Source organism: Runella sp. SP2 (assembly GCF_003711225.1).
Classification (GTDB): Bacteria; Bacteroidota; Bacteroidia; order Cytophagales; family Spirosomataceae; genus Runella.
Genome location: NZ_CP031030.1, coordinates 3,489,319 through 3,509,240, shown reverse-complemented (window position 1 = coordinate 3,509,240; position 19,922 = coordinate 3,489,319). Strand labels below are relative to the sequence as shown.

The window sequence follows — 19,922 nt, the reverse complement described above, 5'->3', positions numbered from 1 at the left end:
AATCCTGTAAGCGTTTAATAAAAAAAGCCCTTAAAAAGCCTCGTTTTGAGGCTTTTTTTGTGTCCTGCGCCGAATGTGTTAAAGAATGCGTCGTTTGTGCTAACACTTGCTAGGCTGAAAACCACACATTTGTTTCTGTCTTATCCAATTCACTCTACTCATGAAAAAGCTCTTTTACCTCCTAGTTTCCCTTTGGTGTGTACAGCCCGTTTGGGGACAAAATTCTTTCTTTGGTAACCTGAAATCGGATGCTTCAAGTACGGTTTTTCAACAATCTCCGTCAGCGTTTCAATATACCAAAAAAGCAAGAATGAGTCAGCCAGTTTTGTTGGCCGCCAACCCATTTGAAGCGGGGCCGCGCGCGCACGCAGCAACCATGACTCCCCCGAATGCCAGGGCACTTAAACCTCTCAGTACAATTACTGTAACGACATTGACAGACCAAGTAAGCGTCAATGGCCAATGTTCACTTCGGGAGGCAATCGCCAATGCCAACAACGACGCCGCCACCAATCCCGACTGCGCAGCAGGCTCGGGAGCGGATGTGATTGTATTGAATGCAACAGGAACCTATACCTTGGGAGGAACAGAGCTTTCCATCACCAGTGCTATTACCATCCAAGAAGGGTCGGGGGTGTCGGCAACTATTAGCGGTAACAACGCCTCACGCGTTTTTAACATTTCTACTACTAATGGAAATTTGACGCTTAATGGGGTGACAGTGGAAAATGGGAGTACAACAACAGCGGGAGGATGCATTCAACTGGGAGGGTCTAGTGGTGGTTCGTTAACTTTCGAAAACGGCGTTCTGCAAAACTGTACAACTACCATTAGTGGTGGTGCTATAGGAAGCTTCGGCAATGTTCATTCCATCACCATTACCAACTCAACCCTGCAAAATAATTCATCTGGCTTCAATGGGGGAGCTATCTCGCAGGCAGGAACCACCTCTACGCTTACTGTGAGCGGTTCAACATTCAGTAATAACCGTGCAGGGACAGCAGGCAATGCGCAAGGAGGAGCGGTCTATTATTCAACAAACACGGGTGGTTCGATGAGTATTAGCAGTAGTACTTTTACCTCTAATTTAGCTCAATCTACCTCTTCAGCTGCACGAGGTGGTGGCCTTTATTTCAGTGCCAATGCAGGGGCTACAGGAACTATCAGTACCACAAATTTTACGAGTAATCAGTCCCTAGGCGGTTCGTCTGAAAACAACGGAGGAGCAATTTATAAAGCGGGAATAGGCTTGCTAACGCTCAGCGAATGTGGTTTGAGCAGCAACAGTGCTAATTTGTATGGTGGAGGTATTTTCCTAAATCAAGGGGATATTGGAATGCTCCGCTCGACCCTTTCAGGTAATGTAGCAACCAATAGTGGTGGGGGAATTGCTAACGTCAGCAGTGGAATTCTTACGCTTATTAACAGCACTGTTTCGGGAAATACGGCTGGTGCGAACGGTGGAGGCATACAGGATACCGAATTGGGGAGTCCGACTATCTTGCGAAACTGTACTGTTACCAATAACACGGCTGCTGTAGGCGGTGGAATGGCCATGACGACGGCGCAGGGCCTTGCAGATGTTGGAAATTCAATCATTGCAGGAAATACAGCGACCACTTCTGCCCCTGATTATTCGGGGGGGATTAATTCGCAAGGGTATAATCTTTTCAGTAGTAGCAGTGGTATCAGTGCTGGTTTGGCAGGAACAGATATTGTTAACGCATCGCCAGGGTTAGCGGCTTTGGCCAACAACGGTGGCCCCACCCTGACGCACGCCTTGCAAGCAAGCAGCCCAGCTATTAATGCAGGGAGTAACGCCCTCGCGGTAGATGTAACTAACGGGAATACAACCTTGACTACTGACCAGCGTGGGTCGGGATTTGTGCGACAATTTGGAAGTAACGTTGATATTGGTGCCTTTGAATCAGGTTGTATAGGGACATTGACGGTCAACGACTTGGGTGATGCAGGTGATGCCACTCCTGGCGATGGCGTATGTGCTACCTCGGGCGGGGTTTGTACGTTGCGTGCTGCTATTCAGGAAGCCAATGCGCTTACTACTTGCGGCACTGTCGCAATAACCATCACGCCCACGGGTACTATTACGTTGACAAGTGCCTTACCAGCTATCGACCATGACCTGAACATTACGGGGGCGGGAGCAAATGTATTGTCGGTCAGTGGCGCAAACTTATACCGTCCTTTTACCATCAATACAGGAAAAGTAGTTGCTATTTCGGCCTTGACCCTCACCAACGGTTACGATGCAAGCCAAGCAGGGGCTGTCCAAAATTCTGGTACTTTGACAATGGCTAATTGTACCGTAAAAAGCAGTAGGGCACCACAAGGAGGAGGAGTTCAGAACGACGGGGTATTGACCATGACGGGTTGTACCGTCAACAGTAATACTTCAACGGGTGCGGGGGCAGCTTTTGCCATGTATGGAACCACAACTACCCTTGTTAATTGTACTGTAAGTGGGAATACTGCAAGTGGTACAGGGGGTGGCTTTTTGGTTGGTTCGGGTACATTAAATTTGACCAATTGCACCGTAACGAACAATACTGCTACTGATGGTGGGGCAATGAATTTATCGGGTTCAACCCATGTGCTCAAAAACTCAATCATTGCGGGAAATACTGCCACTAATACAAGTAACGAGAATATTGTGGGTTCGGTAAGCGCTTCTAGCTCCTACAATCTAATTGGTGTAGGAGGTGTAGGAGGGTTGACCAACGGAACAAATAATAATCAAGTGGGGATTGCGAATGTCTATCTTGATGTATTGGCCGACAACGGTGGACCGACCCAAACCCACGCTTTGTTAGCCAATAGCCCAGCACTTGACAAAGGTGCGGTGGTAGCAGGGCTTACCACCGACCAGCGCGGTCAAGTTCGTGCCTATGATATTTCTACCATTGCAGCGTCAAGTGGGGGAGATAATAGCGACATTGGAGCATACGAAGCAATTCCATCGTGTAATACCGTTACCCTTAGCCCATCTTCGTTGCCTAGTGGAACGGTTGGTGTCAATTATTCCCAAAGTATTACTGCAACGGGCGGGACAGCTCCCTATACTTACTCCGTCACATCGGGTAGCGTGCCAGCGGGGCTTACTTTGCAAAGTGATGGAACATGGAGCGGTTCGCCAACGGGAGGAGGTACTTTCAACTTCACTGTTACCGCTATTTATGGCCTTGGCTGTTCAGGTAGCCAAGCATATACGTTAACTATTAATGGATGCTCAAGTGCCCGTACCTTTACCGTAAATGATACAGGAGATGGTGCCGATGCCAATCCTGGGGATAATACTTGCGTTACGGCAGGAGGGACTTGTACCCTTCGCGCAGCAATGCAAGAAATTATGGCCTCTGGAGGTTGTTCTAATACAATCAATTTTGGCGTAACGGGTACGATTAATCTCGCGACGGCCTTGCCAGACATTACATTACCTTTGACCATCAATGGAGGAGCAAGTGGAGTAACCATTAATCGGAACAGTGGGACTGCTTTTCGTATTTTTACGGTTAATAGCGGGGTCGTATCCTTTAACAAATTGACGATTAGCAACGGTAGCGGTGTGGAAGGAGGGGGCATCTATAACGCCGCTACCCTTACGCTCACGGAATGTGTGCTCAGTGGTAATACGACCACTGGAGCTCGGCCACTGACAGGCGGAGGAGCGGGTATTTTCAACGCGAGTACGGGTGTGTTAACCTTAAACCGCTGTGCTGTAGTTAATAACATTGCCACGGGACAAGCGGGCAACGGTGGCGCAGGTAGTGGCGGTGGTGGCGGCGGCCTTGGAGGAGGAGTTTTAAACAACGGAGGAACGGTTAATATTACCAATACAACTTTTTCTGGAAACCAAGCAGTTGGTGGAACAGGGGGTGGAGGTACCAGCGGATGTTGTATTGGAAACGGTGGTTCTGGTGGTGGTAATGGTGGTGTAGGAGGTTCGGCCCTCAATGCTACACTCCCCACAGCGGGCAACTTCGGTGGCGGTGGCGGCGGTGGTGGAAACGGGTACAGTGGTGCTGCTGGTGGACGCTTCGGTGGTGGCGGCGGTGGTGGCCAAGCAGCAGGAGGCGGGACAAGCGGCGGTGCCGCAGGTTTCTTAGGAGGTAGTGGTGGGGCAGGAAGCTCTTCGGTTTCTCGCAACGGTGCGGGTGGCGGTGGCGGTGGTGCTGGGGGAGCTATTTTTCAAAATGGCGGTACAACAACCCTTTTAAACGTTACCATTGTCAATAACACGGCAACGGGAGGGGCTGGAGGCACTTCCTCCAACGGCTCAAGCAATGGAGGTGCAGGAAGTAGCCGTGGGGGAGGTATTTACAACGAATCAGGTACTGTAACGTTAAAAAACTCAATTGTGGCGGCCAATAACGCGCAACAAAGCAATTATGCCGATTTTGATAACAATAGTGCTGCTTTTACGACCAATGGCTACAACCTTTTTGGGAGTAGTTCGGGTGCGCCTACGGGTGGTTCGCAAGACCAAAGCATTGCTTCAAGCAGCGTATTTACGACGGCAGTAAGTGCTTTGGGGTATTTTGGGGGAGGAACGATACCGTCACATAGACTCTTGTCAGGTAGTCCAGCAATCGATAAAGGAAGCGCGGCGGTCAGTGTTGACCAACGAAACCTTACCCGTCCCGTCGATCAGCCTGGGGTCAGCTCTGCCCCTGGAGGCGATGGAAGTGACATTGGAGCACTGGAAGCACAAATCTGTTCAGGTGCAGTAGCAGTTTCTCCAAGTACCATATCCACCATTGGTTCTGGTGCTCCATATAGTTTAACATTGAGCGGAAGTGGCGGAACTGCCCCTTACTTTTTTAACTTAACCTCGGGTAGTTTACCTACGGGACTCATCCTGTCGCCCACAGGAAGTTTATCGGGTACTCCGACCGTTAATGGTACTTACAATTTTACGATTCAAGTTTCTGACAACCTTGGTTGTGTCACCGACCAAGCTTATACGGTGGTTGTATTTTGTCCAACCATTACCACCCATCCTGTCAGTCAGGTGATTTGTGGCGGGTCAACGGCGACCTTGTCAGTGGCAGTTGATAACTCAGCAGGGGTAAGCTATCAATGGCGAAAAGGTGGAGTAAATATCGACGGAGAAACGAATAGTACGCTTGCTATCTCTTCTTTTTCGGTGGCCAATGAGGGTAGTTATGACGTGGTTGTAAGTACGGCTGCTTGTGCCATGATTCCTTCAAATGCCGCCACTTTGACCCTTGCTGGTACTACAACAATGACCAATGCCATGCCGTATTGGGGAGGGCAGTTGAACGGAAATCAGTTTCAAGTGGGTACTGTCAATAGTAGTGGTTCAAATACGTGGCCATCAACGGAGCCACCTGGCAATGTTTTTGACGGGACATTTGCCAAATCGCTCATTCGAGTAACAACCAATGCAGGGTATATTTTTACCCCCGCAAGTTGCAGTCAATCAGGGCGAGTTATCAATTCTTTTAGAATTTACACTGCCAACGACACACCTGACCGCGACCCCGCAAGTTACGCACTGTATGGCACTAACTCGGCGATTTCAGGAAATGGCCCCTTTGATGCTACTCAGTTTACTCTTATTGCTTCGGGCGCTCTTTCATTGCCTTCTGGCAGAAATACAAGCACGTTAGACAACGCCAATTCGCAGTTGGTGAGCTTTACAAACACCACGCCTTACACTTCGTTTATGTTGGTCTTTCCAACCATTAAGAACCCTGGAGCCACAATAAGCACACAAATTGGGGAGATTAAATTGTACCCCGAAAATAACCAACCTACCTTAAATACGACGACCGTAAGTATTATTCAAGGAGTAACTGCCACAGGTACTTCAATTGGCAGTGCTACATCAGGTACTACACAAGCGCCTAATACCCTTACGACGGCTGTCAGTAGCGATGGAACAAATTTTGGCTCGTCGGCTACGTTAAATGGAGTAACGCTCAATAATGTCGTTGTGGCAGCCGATGGAAATGTAACGGCGAATGTGAATGCTTCATGTACGGCTACAAATGCTAACTTCACCTTTAGAATTACAAATAATCAAAGTCAGAGTGTTTTGGCTACGGTGACAATTAACGTCACTGCCAATTCCGCCCCAACATTGACGTATGGCAATGCTTCTGCCAATACGGGTACAGCCACTACGGTCAGTCCTGCAACGGGTCCATCTGATAATGGAAGTATTTCAACCATTGCGCTACAAAGTGTTTCGCCTGCTACTTCACCTGCAACCCTGACGGTGGACAACGTAACGGGGGTAGTGACAGTACCAAACAATGTACCCGCAGGCGTTTATACGGTCACCGTTCGTGCCACAGACAATTGTAATAGCTTTACCGATGCTACTTTTACGTTGACCGTTCAGTCGGCCGACTACACCATTTCTACGGCAAGCAACGTGCTCACCATCACCGATATATCAGGCAATGGCGAAACGCTGAATATTTCCGAAAGTGGTAGCAATATTCGTTTTAACGTATCAGGCCGTACGTATTCAATAAACGGCGGAGCAATTACCCCATTTACTACTCCTGCGGATGTGGCGCTTGCGGGAATCGCCAGCATAGTGGTAAATACTGCCAACGGAAATGATGTAATTAATGTAGCCTCATTGAGTGCCACTCTTCCCAACTTGACCGTCAACGGTGGAGTTGGTGATGATCAAGTCAATTTTAATGGAGACATCAGTTTTGCCTCCAATGCCAATCTCGATGTGGATTTACAAAATGACAATGCTGCCCCTGGGGTAGATGCGGTTACATTTGCCTCTAATGCCAATGTTGTACTTTCGGGAACGGGTACGGCGGTAATAAAAGTGAGCAAAAATGTAAGGTTCAATAGCGGTAGCTCGCTTGAAACAAATGAAGGTAATTTAACCATTGAAGCCAATCAACAAGCGGTACCAACCACTGGAGATTTTTACGGTGTTGATGTTAACGCAGGAACGATAAGAGCCAATTCAACAGGGGGAGTATTGGTGAAAGGCAAGGGAGGGGATGATTCTGGCTCCAGCCAAATGGGTGTATTTGTACAAGCAGGAGGGGCTATTAGTGGTGGAACGAGCGCTGTTGTTACGGTGGAAGGCATAGGTGGAGGAAGTACATTTGCCAATAATACTGGAGTTTTTATTTCTGGTACAAACAGCCAAATTACTTCAGCAGGGGCCAATGTGTTTGTCACGGGTCAAGGTGGAGGAAGTTCGAATTCTAGTGGTAATTCTGGCGTTGGTATTGTCGGAGATGGAAAAATTACGGCTGGAGGCAGTGGTACAGTAACTGTTCAGGGTATGGGTGGTATAGGAAGTGGTGGCGGTAATACGGGAGTCCTTGTGGATGCTCTAGGTCTAATCACATCCTCAACTGGTGCGGTTAATGTAACTGGGGTAGGAAACGGAGCGAGTACAGGAATTACCGTTAGAGGAATGATTACGGCAGGAACAAGCGGCAATGTGACTATTGTAGGTACGGGTGGCAGTGCCGCAGTAGCAGGTTGCTCTGGGGTATTGATTAACCATGCAAATGCTCAAATAACCTCTACTGGGGGAAATGTAAGTATTTCGGCTGCTGTAAATAATAACTTTAGTATTGCCTTTGATTTGCAAGCAGGGGCTGTTACGACTGCAACCAATGGCGGTACTATTTCAGTGACTGCTAATAATATGAATATCCTATCGGGGACTTCTATCAGTACAAATGCCCTTGGGAGTGTTACATTGGTACCAAAAACCAACGGAAATAATATCAACTTAGGGAACGGCGAAACCATCGGTATCGCGCTAGGGTTGTCAGACGCCGAACTCGACAGAATTACAGCTGGAACCATCAACATTGGTGATGCCAATACGGGGGCGGTGACCTTGGGTTACTTAGTACCAATTAGCCATACCTCAGGTAATTTAAACATTACTTCTGCAGGAGATATAACATTAAATGATCATTTGAATGCTGGAACTGGAAATGTCCATTTTACTAGTACCAATTTCCGTTCGCTTTCTGAGGCTACTGATGTGAGCGGTAATACAATAAGTTTTAACACGGGGAACAATTTGAAAATTGATATTGATGGCCCCACTGCTAAAATAGATTACTACCCACTCTATGTCAATGGAATCATTAATTTGACTGGATTAAATCTAGTTTTGAATAATTCTCCGATGTTTATTCCAACTGGCAATCAGGTCTTTACTATTGTCAATAATGATGGTACAGATGCAGTCATTGGTACGTTCAATGGGTTGACCCAAGGCGCGATTCTTACCAATTTCTTAGGAAGTGGATTGAATGCAATCCTATCGTATTCAGGTGGAGATGGAAACGATGTGGTGATTACAGTACAATGTCCGATTGTATCTGTGCCCGTGGTAGGTACAATAACGCAACCTACGTGTACGACACCGACGGGGAGCGTAGCGTTGAGCGGTTTGCCATCGAGTGGTCAGTGGACATTGACGCGTAACCCTGGGTCGGTCACTAGTACAGGCAGTGGCTCGGCGACGACGGTTTCAGGCTTAGCTTCAGGAATATATACCTTTACGGTGACCAATGATGCAGGTTGTGCATCGGTAGCAAGTGGGAACGTGGAGATTAATTCTCTGCCATCAACGCCAAGTGCGCCCGTGGTAGGTACAATAACGCAACCGACGTGTTCGACACCGACGGGAAGTGTGGTCTTGAGTAGTTTGCCTTCGAGTGGTCAGTGGACGCTAACGCGCAACCCTGGGTCGGTGACTAGTACAGGTAGTGGCTCGGCGATGACGGTGTCGGGCCTGGCCTCAGGCACGTACACCTTCACGGTGACCAATGATGCAGGCTGTACATCGGTAGCAAGTGGGAACGTGGAGATTAATTCTCAGCCATCAACGCCAAGTGCGCCCGTGGCAGGTACAATAACGCAACCTACGTGTACGACGCTGATGGGAAGTGTGGTCTTGAGCGGTTTACCATCGAGTGGGACATGGACGTTGACGCGTAACCCTGGGTCGGTGACTAGCACAGGCAGTGGCTCGGCGACAACGGTGTCGGGCTTGTCCTCAGGCACGTACACCTTCACGGTGATAAATGATGCGGGCTGCGTATCGTTGGCGAGTGGGAATGTGGAGATTAATTCTCAGCCATCAACGCCAAGTGCGCCCGTGGTAGGTACAATAACACAACCGACCTGTGCACTGGCCACGGGAAGTGTGGTCTTGAGCGGTTTACCATCGAGTGGTCAGTGGACGCTAACGCGTAACCCTGGGTCGGCGACTAGCACAGGTACGGGCGCAACGACGACGGTTTCAGGCTTAGCTTCAGGAATATACACCTTTACGGTGACCAATGATGCAGGTTGTACATCGGTAGCGAGTGGGAACGTGGAGATTAATTCTCAGCCATCAACGCCAAGTGCGCCCGTGGTAGGTACAATAACGCAACCGACGTGTACGACATCGACGGGTAGTGTGATTTTGAGTGGTTTACCATCGAGTGGGCAATGGACATTGACGCGTAACCCTGGGTCGGTCACTAGTACAGGTGCGGGCGCAACGACGACGGTTTCAGGCTTAGCTTCAGGAATATACACCTTTACGGTGACCAATGATGCAGGTTGTAAATCGGTAGCAAGTGGGAACGTGGAGATTAATTCTCAGCCATCAACGCCAAGTGCGCCCGTGTTAGGTACAATAATGCAACCGACCTGTGCATTGGCCACGGGGAGCGTAGCGTTGAGTGGTTTACCATCGAGTGGGCAGTGGACGTTGACGCGTAACCCTGGGTCGGCGACTAGCACAGGTACGGGCGCAACGACGACGGTTTCAGGCTTAGCTTCAGGAATATATACCTTTACGGTGACCAATGATGCAGGTTGTACATCGGTAGCAAGTGGGAACGTGGAGATTAATTCTCAGCCATCAACGCCAAGTGCGCCCGTGGTAGGTACAATAACGCAACCGACGTGTGCATTGGCCACGGGGAGCGTAGCGTTGAGCGGTTTGCCATCGAGTGGGACATGGACGTTGACGCGTAACCCTGGGTCGGTGACTAGCACTGGCAGTGGCTCGGCGACGACGGTGTCGGGCTTGGTCTTAGGTACGTACACGTTTACGGTGACCAATGATGCAGGCTGTACATCGGTAGCAAGTGGGAACGTGGAGATTAATTCTCAGCCATCAACGCCAAGTGCGCCCGTGGTAGGTACAATAACGCAACCGACGTGTTCGACACCGACGGGGAGCGTAGCGTTGAGCGGTTTGCCATCGAGTGGTCAGTGGACATTGACGCGCAATCCTGGGTCGGTCACTAGCACAGGCAGTGGCTCGGCGACGACGGTTTCAGGCTTAGCTTCAGGAATATACACCTTTACGGTGACCAATGATGCAGGTTGTACATCGGTAGCAAGTGGGAACGTGGAGATTAATTCTCAGCCATCAACGCCAAGTGCGCCCGTGGTAGGTACAATAACACAACCGACCTGTGCATTGGCCACGGGAAGCGTAGCGTTGAGTGGTTTGCCATCGAGTGGTCAGTGGACATTGACGCGTAACCTTGGGTCGATAACTAGCACAGGCAGTGGCTCGGCGACGACGGTGTCGGGTTTGGTCTCAGGCACGTACACCTTCACGGTGACCAATGATGCGGGCTGCGTATCGTTGGCGAGTGGGAATGTGGAGATTAATTCTCAGCCATCAACGCCAAGTGCGCCCGTGGTAGGTACAATAACGCAACCAACGTGTACGACGCTGATGGGAAGTGTGGTCTTGAGCGGTTTACCATCGAGTGGGACATGGACGTTGACGCGTAACCCTGGGTCGGTAACTAGTACAGGCAGTGGCTCGGCGATGACGGTGTCGGGCTTGTCCTCAGGCACGTACACCTTCACGGTGACCAATGATGCAGGCTGTACATCGGTAGCAAGTGGGAACGTGGAGATTAATTCTCAGCCATCAACGCCAAGTGCGCCCGTGTTAGGTACAATAACGCAACCTACGTGTACGACACCGACGGGGAGCGTAGCGTTGAGTGGTTTACCATCGAGTGGGACATGGACGCTAACGCGCAACCCTGGGTCGGTGACTAGCACAGGCAGTGGCTCGGCGACGACGGTGTCGGGCTTGTCCTCAGGCACGTACACCTTCACGGTGACCAATGATGCAGGCTGTACATCGGTAGCAAGTGGGAACGTGGAGATTAATTCTCAGCCATCAACGCCAAATGCGCCCGTGGTAGGTACAATAACGCAACCGACCTGTGCATTGGCCACGGGGAGCGTAGCGCTGAGTGGTTTACCATCGAGTGGGACATGGACGTTGACGCGTAACCCTGGGTCGGTGACTAGCACTGGCAGTGGCTCGGCGACGACGGTGTCGGGCTTGGTCTTAGGTACGTACACCTTTACGGTGACCAATGATGCAGGCTGTACATCGGTAGCAAGTGGGAATGTGGAGATTAATTCTCAGCCATCAACGCCAAGTGCGCCCGTGGCAGGTACAATAACGCAACCTACGTGTACGACACCGACGGGGAGCGTAGCGTTGAGCGGTTTGCCATCGAGTGGGACATGGACATTGACGCGTACCCCTGGGTCGATAACTAGCACAGGCAGTGGCTCGGCGACGACGGTTTCAGGCTTAGCTTCAGGAATATACACCTTTACGGTGACCAATGATGCAGGTTGTGTATCGTTGGTGAGTGGGAATGTGGAGATTAATTCTCAGCCATCAACGCCAAGTGCGCCCGTGGCAGGTACAATAACGCAACCGACGTGTTCGACACCGACGGGAAGTGTGGTCTTGAGCGGTTTGCCATCAAGTGGGACATGGACGTTGACGCGTAACCCTGGATCGGCGACTAGCACAGGTACGGGCGCAACGACGACGGTTTCAGGCTTAGTTTCAGGAATATATACCTTTACGGTGACCAATGATGCAGGCTGTGTATCGTTGGTGAGTGGGAATGTGGAGATTAATTCTCAGCCATCAACGCCAAGTGCGCCCGTGGCAGGTACAATAACGCAACCGACGTGTGCATTGGCCACGGGGAGCGTAGCGTTGAGCGGTTTGCCATCGAGTGGTCAGTGGACATTGACGCGTAACCCTGGGTCGGTCACTAGCACAGGCAGTGGCTCGGCGACAACGGTGTCGGGCTTGTCCTCAGGCACGTACACCTTCACGGTGACGAATGATGCAGGTTGTACATCGGTAGCAAGTGGGAACGTGGAGATTAATTCTCAGCCATCAACGCCAAGTGCGCCCGTGGTAGGTACAATAACGCAACCGACGTGTGCATTGGCCACGGGAAGCGTAGCGTTGAGCGGTTTGCCATCGAGTGGTCAATGGACGTTGACGCGTAACCCTGGGTCTGTCACTAGTACAGGTACGGGCGCAACGACGACGGTTTCAGGCTTGTCCTCGGGTACGTACACCTTCACGGTGACCAATGATGCGGGCTGCGTATCGTTGGCGAGTGGGAATGTGGAGATTACTGTGTCACCTAGCAATGTAAGCATCACAACGGCAGCAAGCCTTCCTATTTGTGCAGGAGCAACTTCTTTCACAATACCCTACACGGCTACGACGGGCAACCCAACAAGCTATTCGATTACTGGATCAGGCATCACTTTAGTAACTAATGGTCTGCTCGCATCAACGCCAATTGTAGTGAATTTGAGTGGTCCAGCGACGGGTAATTCGATTACATACACACTGGCAGTGAGTAATGCTAGCGGCTGTGTTTCGCCAAATGTGACGGGAAGTGTGGCAGTCGTAGGCCCGCCAACGATTTCGTTGAATACGCTTCAACAAACGCTAAATGAAGGCAACTCTCAAACTTTTTGCGATACTGATGCCAATCCAGTTAACGGCTTGCAGTTTAATGTTTCGGGTTCGTGTGTAGTGGGCAATCCCATTTGGCGAGTTCAAGTTGGTAGTGGTGCATGGAGCAACTGGTCAGCGACAGCCCCAGTTTCCCAACCGTCCAATAACCAACCCCACCGCTACCAAGCGGCTTGCGACGCCAATTGTGCTTCGACCTATTCGGGCGTGATAGAATTGACGATAAATTACCGTGCTTCCGTTCCGCAAAATGTGTCGCTGTTGGTGGACGGGGTAACGGTTGCCGTAGGGGAGACGAAGGAGGTGTGTAGTTTGGTAAATATGCCTCTTAGTTTCACAGCTAATTGTGCCGCTGGTGAAATCATTCTTTATTCAGTCGATGGCGGCGAATACAGCGCAGGAGTCCCTGTTGGTTTGGTAGATAACCAGTTCCACAACTACCGCGTACGCTGTCGCAAATCAGACGGAACGCCTTCGTGTGTGGAATCTGAATCAGGGGTAATGCGCTTAAAATTGGTGGTAATTCCAACAGCTCCGACGGTATCTTTGTCATCAACAAGCAGTTGTAACCCATCAGCAAGTTTCAGTGGACAATCGTCTTGCGGAAGTTTGCGGACAGTTTGGTACAATGCCACAACGAATGTTGCTCTGCCAAGCCTGCCTTCGACTGTTCCCAGCCAAACGACCTCGTACTATGCTCGTTGTCAGACGGAAAATGGTTGTGTGAGCGAGAAAAGTAATGTAGTAACGTTTACGTTAACGCCAACGCAAGTTGCTCCCGTGATTACGGCAAGTCAAGAGATAGTTTGCACAGGCACAACGGTCACGATTTCAGCCAATTGCCCCGCAGGAAGCCAAACATTCTGGAATACGGGCGTCACTGCGCCAAGTTTTGAGGTGGCTTTCAACAACGTGACCAAGCAAACGTACTGGGCGAAGTGTCTATTTGAAGGTGGTTGTCAGAGTGCTGAAAGTATGAAAAAGGACATTTACTGGAACGCTTTTGTAGTGACGTTGATAAACATCGGCGAATCAAAATCGGCGGTAAAGCCAGCGAACGATAAGTCGTTGTGGACAAGCCAATTCATCACCCGCGACGGTGGCCCCGAGCTAGAGCAAAGCACGCAAGTGAATCCGACGTTATTTTACGTAGAAAACGCGAACAAAATGGCTCCTCGTTACTGGACAATCAACGTAGAAGCTTGCGGATTAAGCACCGACGGCTCATTGACCTTTGATATGCTAGCGACGCCAGAAATGGGGGTAATTCGTTCGTTCAACACGCACGAGAACAACGCACCATATTTCATGTATGCCAACCGCGAGGGCTGGACGGAGTTGTACGCTCAAAACCACCCTGCTTACGGCTTTTACCAAGACAACGGTGTGGGTGGTAACGTATATGACACAGGGTTACCCAAGGGTTTGTACAAGTTAGGCATCCGTTATTGGGATATGAAGGGTTGGGGTAGCATTTACCCCTCGACACGTCAACCACAAGGCAACGTCTTGGCCTACCAAGAATACTGGTTCCGTATCCAGTCACGAGATGGGGTAGGCGTGGGAGCAGCAAGGCAAGGGGTAAGTGTGCAAGAGGCAAGGGGCGAAGAGCAAGGGTCGGACCGTCGCACGGCAATTATTCCCCCATTGGGGGGCAGGGGGCTGGCTGTTTTCCCCAACCCCGTCACCAACATCCTGCGCTTAAAAGTGCAAAATAGCAAGGGGCAAGTGGTGCAAGCGGCGTTGATGGATGCTTCGGGTCGGGAGGTGCTGAGTCGTCAATTTTTACCCGAAACCAACACGCATCAAGAAGAGTTTGGGGTGAATGAGTTGCCAGCGGGGATGTATTTCTTGAAGGTAAATACTTCAAAAAACCACGCAACGCTGAAGGTAGTGAAAGTGGGGCAGTAAGATTGGATTAGCATACATTCGTTGCCCAAAATGAAATATGAGTTTCATTTTGGGCAACGAATGTAATAACGTGACAGATGAAATTAATGGGTTTTATTCAGGAAATCGTTCATCAAAATAGCCTACAAACTGCCAAATTTCGAGTATTTCATTGATACCAACAGGGTACGGGGCATATCTTTCGTTGAGAGATTTTAGGACAAGTACGCCCTTGTCATCTAAGTAGTTAAATGCCTTTTTTAGTACAACACCTTCGTCGGAAGTGACAATCAAGCAAAGGGTGCCATTTTTTATACTGCCCCAGTTATCCATGTACTCTCCAAAAACAACGGAGCCGCTTCTGAGAGGTGGCATTGAATCACCCACGTAGGGAAAAGCCCTGTATTTACGGTCGCGTGATAAAAAGGGCATCTGGAAAACGGGAAGTTTTTGCACATAATCAACATCGCCGTAACCTTGGGTATAACCACCCAATGCCCTGACGGGCACAAATTCAATGTTTTCACGGGCAGTGCTATCTACGGTGGTGACCAAAACTCGGTCAGTTGTTTTGTGCCGAGCAACAGGCTTTATTTTCTGACTACAATCTATTTGGAGAAAATCATCAATGGAAACATTAAAATAGGCGGCTAATTTTACCAAATCACCGAAATTGGGCTCAGAACGCCCTACTTCGTAAGCGGCAAGGGTGGATTTTTTGATGCCAATTTCGTCGGCCAAACGCTGTTGAGAAAGTTTAGGTGCCAATTGATTACGTAACCAAACCAAATTTTGGGCAAAATAAGTAATTGATTTCATGTATTGCTGTTTAAAATATATACGCAAAGTATAAATAAAATAGACAAAAATCAAATTTTAAACTACCTTGAAAGTAGATGGATGATTTCAACGTGCCATAAGTCAGTTATCTCCACCATGTTTACTAACTTTGGCCTGATGTTTTTCGCTTTTACTATGCCACGGAATAGAATTCAGATATTGTTGTTGTTTTTGTTTCTAGCCTTTTTGGGTTCGTTTGTAAGGGCGCAATTGCTGGACTTTCCACAACCTGAACTTTTTACTAATCAACAGGGCTTACCACAGGGATTTGTTTCGGGTATTGTACAAGATAAACAAGGATTTATCTGGATGGCTACCCACGATGGCCTCTGTCGATACGACGGTAACCGTTTAAAAGTTTTCCGAGAACAGGGAGATACTACTGGAAAATCATCCATACCCTTTTCTAGTCTTTACTCTTTATTGCTTGATCATCAGGGACGTATATGGATTACGTCGGAACAGGGGGAGCTGGTTATGTTTGATCCTCTCACCGAAGTTTTTACCGACATCTTGAAACAACTAACCCACCTGAAGGTACCTTATATAGGTGCCAGACATTACTACCCCGACCGACAAAACAGGCTTTGGATGGCCTTTGAGAACAATGGTTTGGTATGCTATGACATGACGACTCGGCGTGCCCGCTGGTTTCAGCACCGCGATGATCAACCGCATTCCATAGGTTCAAATCACATACGTTCGGTATTACAGGATCAGCAGGGAACGATTTGGGTTGGTACATCGGATGCAGGTTTGGAACGGTTCGACGAGAAGATGGGCTACTTTCATCATTATCGCCCCAACTCTCAGACACCCCTTGCACTGCCCGAGCTGGCCATATATGGAATGGCCCAACGACCCTCGGGGGAGTTGCTATTGGGTACCCATCATTATGTCTGCCAGTTCAACCCCAAAACAGGGCATTTTCAATCCCAACGATTGCCTAACGAAGATAAAGCGTCGCCAGAAGATCATCACTTATGGGGTATTCATTTTGTAACCGATAGTCGGGGAGAAGTTTATTTTGATCAACGGAATAGCCTGTTTCGCTTTACTGACTTGGCAACTATTCAGTTGGTGACCAATTTTACGTTAAAAACTGGTTTTTGTACCAGTCTGCTCATTGATCACTCAGATGTCCTCTGGGTCGGAACCAACGGTTCGGGAGTCCGCAAATACGATTTACGGGCAAATAGCTTCCAAACGGCTCGTTATCAACATGGTTTTCAGGAAGATGTGTTTGTTCAAGGGTTGCGTCTGCCAGCCAATCAGACTCGCTTGGGCCAAAACACAGACCCGTATAAGTTTCGCTATACGCTAGATCATCAGGGAGGTCTTTGGGCTAATAGTGGTACATCGACTATCTATCATATCAATACAGCCACGCACAAGGAGCAGCGGGTTGACTTTCCCATTCCCTTTGTCCAAACGATTACGCCGATGGCGACCGATGAGCAGGGGCGTGTTTGGCTGCTACAATGGCAAAAAGATGCCCATTACTTATGGTATTATGAACCTGAAAAACGTCAGTGGATTCGTTCAGAGCATCATTTTAAGGTGGATTCTCCTACTGAAATGATACAGATGGTGGCCGACAGACAAGCATTTTGGCTTGCCACGAACAATCAGGGGGTGTATCGGTTTGACCGAAAAACGGGGCAATTAAGGAAGTATGTTCACCAGCCCGACCAGCCTACTTCGCTCAGTAGCAATACACTTTACTGTTTAAGCGCAGACCCCGCGGATTCAAATCGGCTGTGGATTGGTACGTTTGGCAAAGGATTGTGTGCGTTCGATAAGCGGTCGGGGCAGTGTCGGCGGGTTACAGAGCAGGATGGTTTGCCCAACAATGTAATTTATTCTGCCCTTCCTGATCAATACGGAAATCTGTGGATTGGCACCAACAAAGGACTATGCCGAATGAACCGTATAACCTTTCAGGTCCGAAATTTTACAACTGAAGACGGGTTGCTGGCCAACGAATTTAACCGCTTTCATTACCTTCACCTACCCAATGGAAAAATCATCATGGGAGGCATAGAAGGCATAACGTCGTTTTGGCCAGCTCAATTACGGGATGATTCATTTCAGCCCAGAGTGGAACTAACCGAGTTGTACGTCAATAATCGGTTGGTTGAGCCCAACCCTCAGTCTTTTCTTAGGTCGCCTATTCATGCCACTCATGAAATTATATTACCCTATAATCAGAATTTTTTGACGGTATATTTTGCCGCTTTGCAATTCAACTTGCCAGGCAAAAATCACTATCGTTATAAGCTGGAAGGCGTGGAAGATGATTGGGTGGAAACGAGTCAGCCGCAGGCCATTTACACCACGCTGGCACCTGGGCGCTACACGCTGTTGGTCAATGCCTCCAATACGTCGGGTATTTGGAGCCCCTACGTGCGCCGATTGACCGTTATCATCACCCCTCCTTTCTGGACTACTTGGTGGGCTTATGTGCTGTATGTACTGGTGGTGGCGGGTAGTCTCTGGTACGGTATTCGGTTACGACTAAACCAATTGCAGTTGCGGCAGTCGGTAGCGCTTCGTCAGCAGGAAGCGCGGCAATTGCGTGAACTCGACGAAATAAGGTCTCGTTTTTTCACCAACGTAACGCATGATTTTCGTACTCCGCTGACCCTGATTCTTTCGCCAATGGCTGGCTTGATTCAAGAATTGGCGGGTACGCCCTACGTCAAGCGCTTGGAGTCGATTAGCCGCAATGCCAAGCAGTTGTTATCCCTGATTAACCAATTGCTAGATTTTGCCAAACTCGACGCCAACGTGCTGACGGTTCAGGAAGTACAAGGGGATATCGACCAGTTTGTAGCGCAGACCGTCGGATTGTTTCAGGAAGAAGCCACCCAAAAAGGCATCGTCTTGTCGGTTTCGTCGGCGGTTGGTGGTACTTATTGGTTTGATGAAGAAAAGCTTGGGCGGATTATTACCAATCTAGTGGGGAATGCGTTGAAGTTTACGCCAAAGGGGGGACAAGTTACGGTTTCGTTGGGTGCTTCTACCGACTTGGAACTGGTGGTGTCGGATACGGGTGTGGGCATTGCAGCCGATAAATTGCCGCTGGTTTTTGACCGTTTTTTTCAGCAGTCGGCTGATGTAGCGCTGGACAATCAAGGAGAGGGAGTTAGTCCTAGAACTCGGATGGGTACTGGGATTGGGCTGGCGTTGGTGAAAGAATTGGTACAATTGCAGCAAGGGCACATTGCCGTGGAAAGTACCCTTGGCCAAGGGGCAACCTTTCGGGTGAGGCTCCCTTACCGACGGGCTGACCAACGTTTGGTTGCAGAGGTGGTGGAAGAGCCCATTGCGGAGGAGTCATCATTGGCAGATTTATCGATGTTATACGAAAATCATAGCGAACCCCCGCATCTGCTGTTGGTAGAAGATAATGCGGAACTGGCAGATTTTATTGTGGATAGTTTACCCGCCTTTTACCGCATCAGTCGGGCGGTTAATGGAGCCGACGGGTTTGAAAAAGCATTGGCGGACTTGCCCGATTTAATTATCAGCGACGTGATGATGCCCGTGATGGATGGCTATACGTTCTGTCAAAAAATCAAGGAAGAAGAGCAGACCAACCACATCCCAGTCATTATGCTAACGGCTAAAGTCACTTTTGAAAATCGTCTGGAAGGTCTCACGCGGGGAGCTGACGATTACTTGACCAAGCCATTTCACGTGCAGGAGTTGACGTTGCGTGTTCACAATCTGCTCGAACGCCAGCGTCGGTTTCGTGAGCGGATGCGGCAAGAGTTGGCACGGCCTGTGGCCGCCAAGCCCGACCAACCCAACGAAACGCAGGCTACAGAGCCAGTGGAGCTTGATTCATTTCTGGAAAAACTATACGCCATCGTCGAAGAAAAATTGGACGATTCGTCGTTGAGTGTGGAGCAATTGGCCGAACAACTCAATTTGAGCCGCAGTTCGTTGCACCGTAAAGTAAAAGCACTGACAGGTCTGGCTACGGGTGACATCATTCGTATCTATCGACTCAAACGCGCTACTCAATTTCTACAACAGGGGTATAATAGTTCCGAAACAGCCTACTGCGTCGGCTTTGACAGCCCTCAGTATTTTGCTAAGTGTTTTCGGGAACAGTATCAAATGACCCCCAGCGAATTTGCCCGATTGGGCTAAATGCCCCAAAAAAGCGTGTTTTGGGGCACGCTGCAACCTCAGTTACCACATTTGCAACCTGATTTACCATCCTTTTTGGGGCTTGGTCAGACCTTTGTGTCCGAAAAACGGGTCTTTTATTTACTTCTCTACAACTGGTTTTATATCAACGTGGATGGCAGTGATGAAGCGTCCTGTCTCAATGAGAAACTCTAAATTAATT

4 protein-coding genes are annotated in these 19,922 nt (G+C 49.2%); 3 read left to right on the top strand and 1 reads right to left on the bottom strand.

Annotation, left to right across the window (positions count from 1 at the left end; genetic code table 11):
- Positions 1-160: 160 nt before the first annotated feature.
- Positions 161-14,740, top strand: a complete 14,580-nt coding sequence (locus DTQ70_RS14310; protein ID WP_122931440.1) for a choice-of-anchor Q domain-containing protein — start codon at positions 161-163, stop codon at positions 14,738-14,740.
- A 93-nt stretch (positions 14,741-14,833) separates the two neighbouring features.
- Here the strand turns inward: DTQ70_RS14310 and DTQ70_RS14305 are convergent, their stop codons facing one another.
- Positions 14,834-15,538: a LexA family transcriptional regulator gene (locus tag DTQ70_RS14305; protein ID WP_122931439.1), complete on the bottom strand. Its 705-nt coding sequence runs from the start codon at positions 15,536-15,538 to the stop codon at positions 14,834-14,836.
- Positions 15,539-15,694: 156 nt separating this feature from the next.
- Here DTQ70_RS14305 and DTQ70_RS14300 point away from each other — a divergent pair, with 156 nt between their 5' ends.
- Together DTQ70_RS14300 and DTQ70_RS14295 are read left to right on the top strand one after the other, a co-directional pair.
- On the top strand, positions 15,695-19,720 hold the full coding sequence (locus tag DTQ70_RS14300; protein WP_164490033.1) for a two-component regulator propeller domain-containing protein: 4,026 nt from the start codon (positions 15,695-15,697) through the stop codon (positions 19,718-19,720).
- A complete protein-coding gene (locus DTQ70_RS14295) occupies positions 19,721-19,915 on the top strand; it encodes a hypothetical protein (protein ID WP_122931437.1) in 195 nt (64 codons plus the stop codon). It begins immediately after the preceding gene.
- Positions 19,916-19,922: the final 7 nt, after the last annotated feature.

Coding starts and splice junctions, on each gene's coding strand:
- DTQ70_RS14310 (WP_122931440.1), top strand. CDS start 161: ATGAAAAAGCTCTTTTACCTCCTAGTTTCCCTTTGGTGTGTACAGCCC.
- DTQ70_RS14305 (WP_122931439.1), bottom strand. CDS start 15,538: ATGAAATCAATTACTTATTTTGCCCAAAATTTGGTTTGGTTACGTAAT.
- DTQ70_RS14300 (WP_164490033.1), top strand. CDS start 15,695: ATGCCACGGAATAGAATTCAGATATTGTTGTTGTTTTTGTTTCTAGCC.
- DTQ70_RS14295 (WP_122931437.1), top strand. CDS start 19,721: ATGCCCCAAAAAAGCGTGTTTTGGGGCACGCTGCAACCTCAGTTACCA.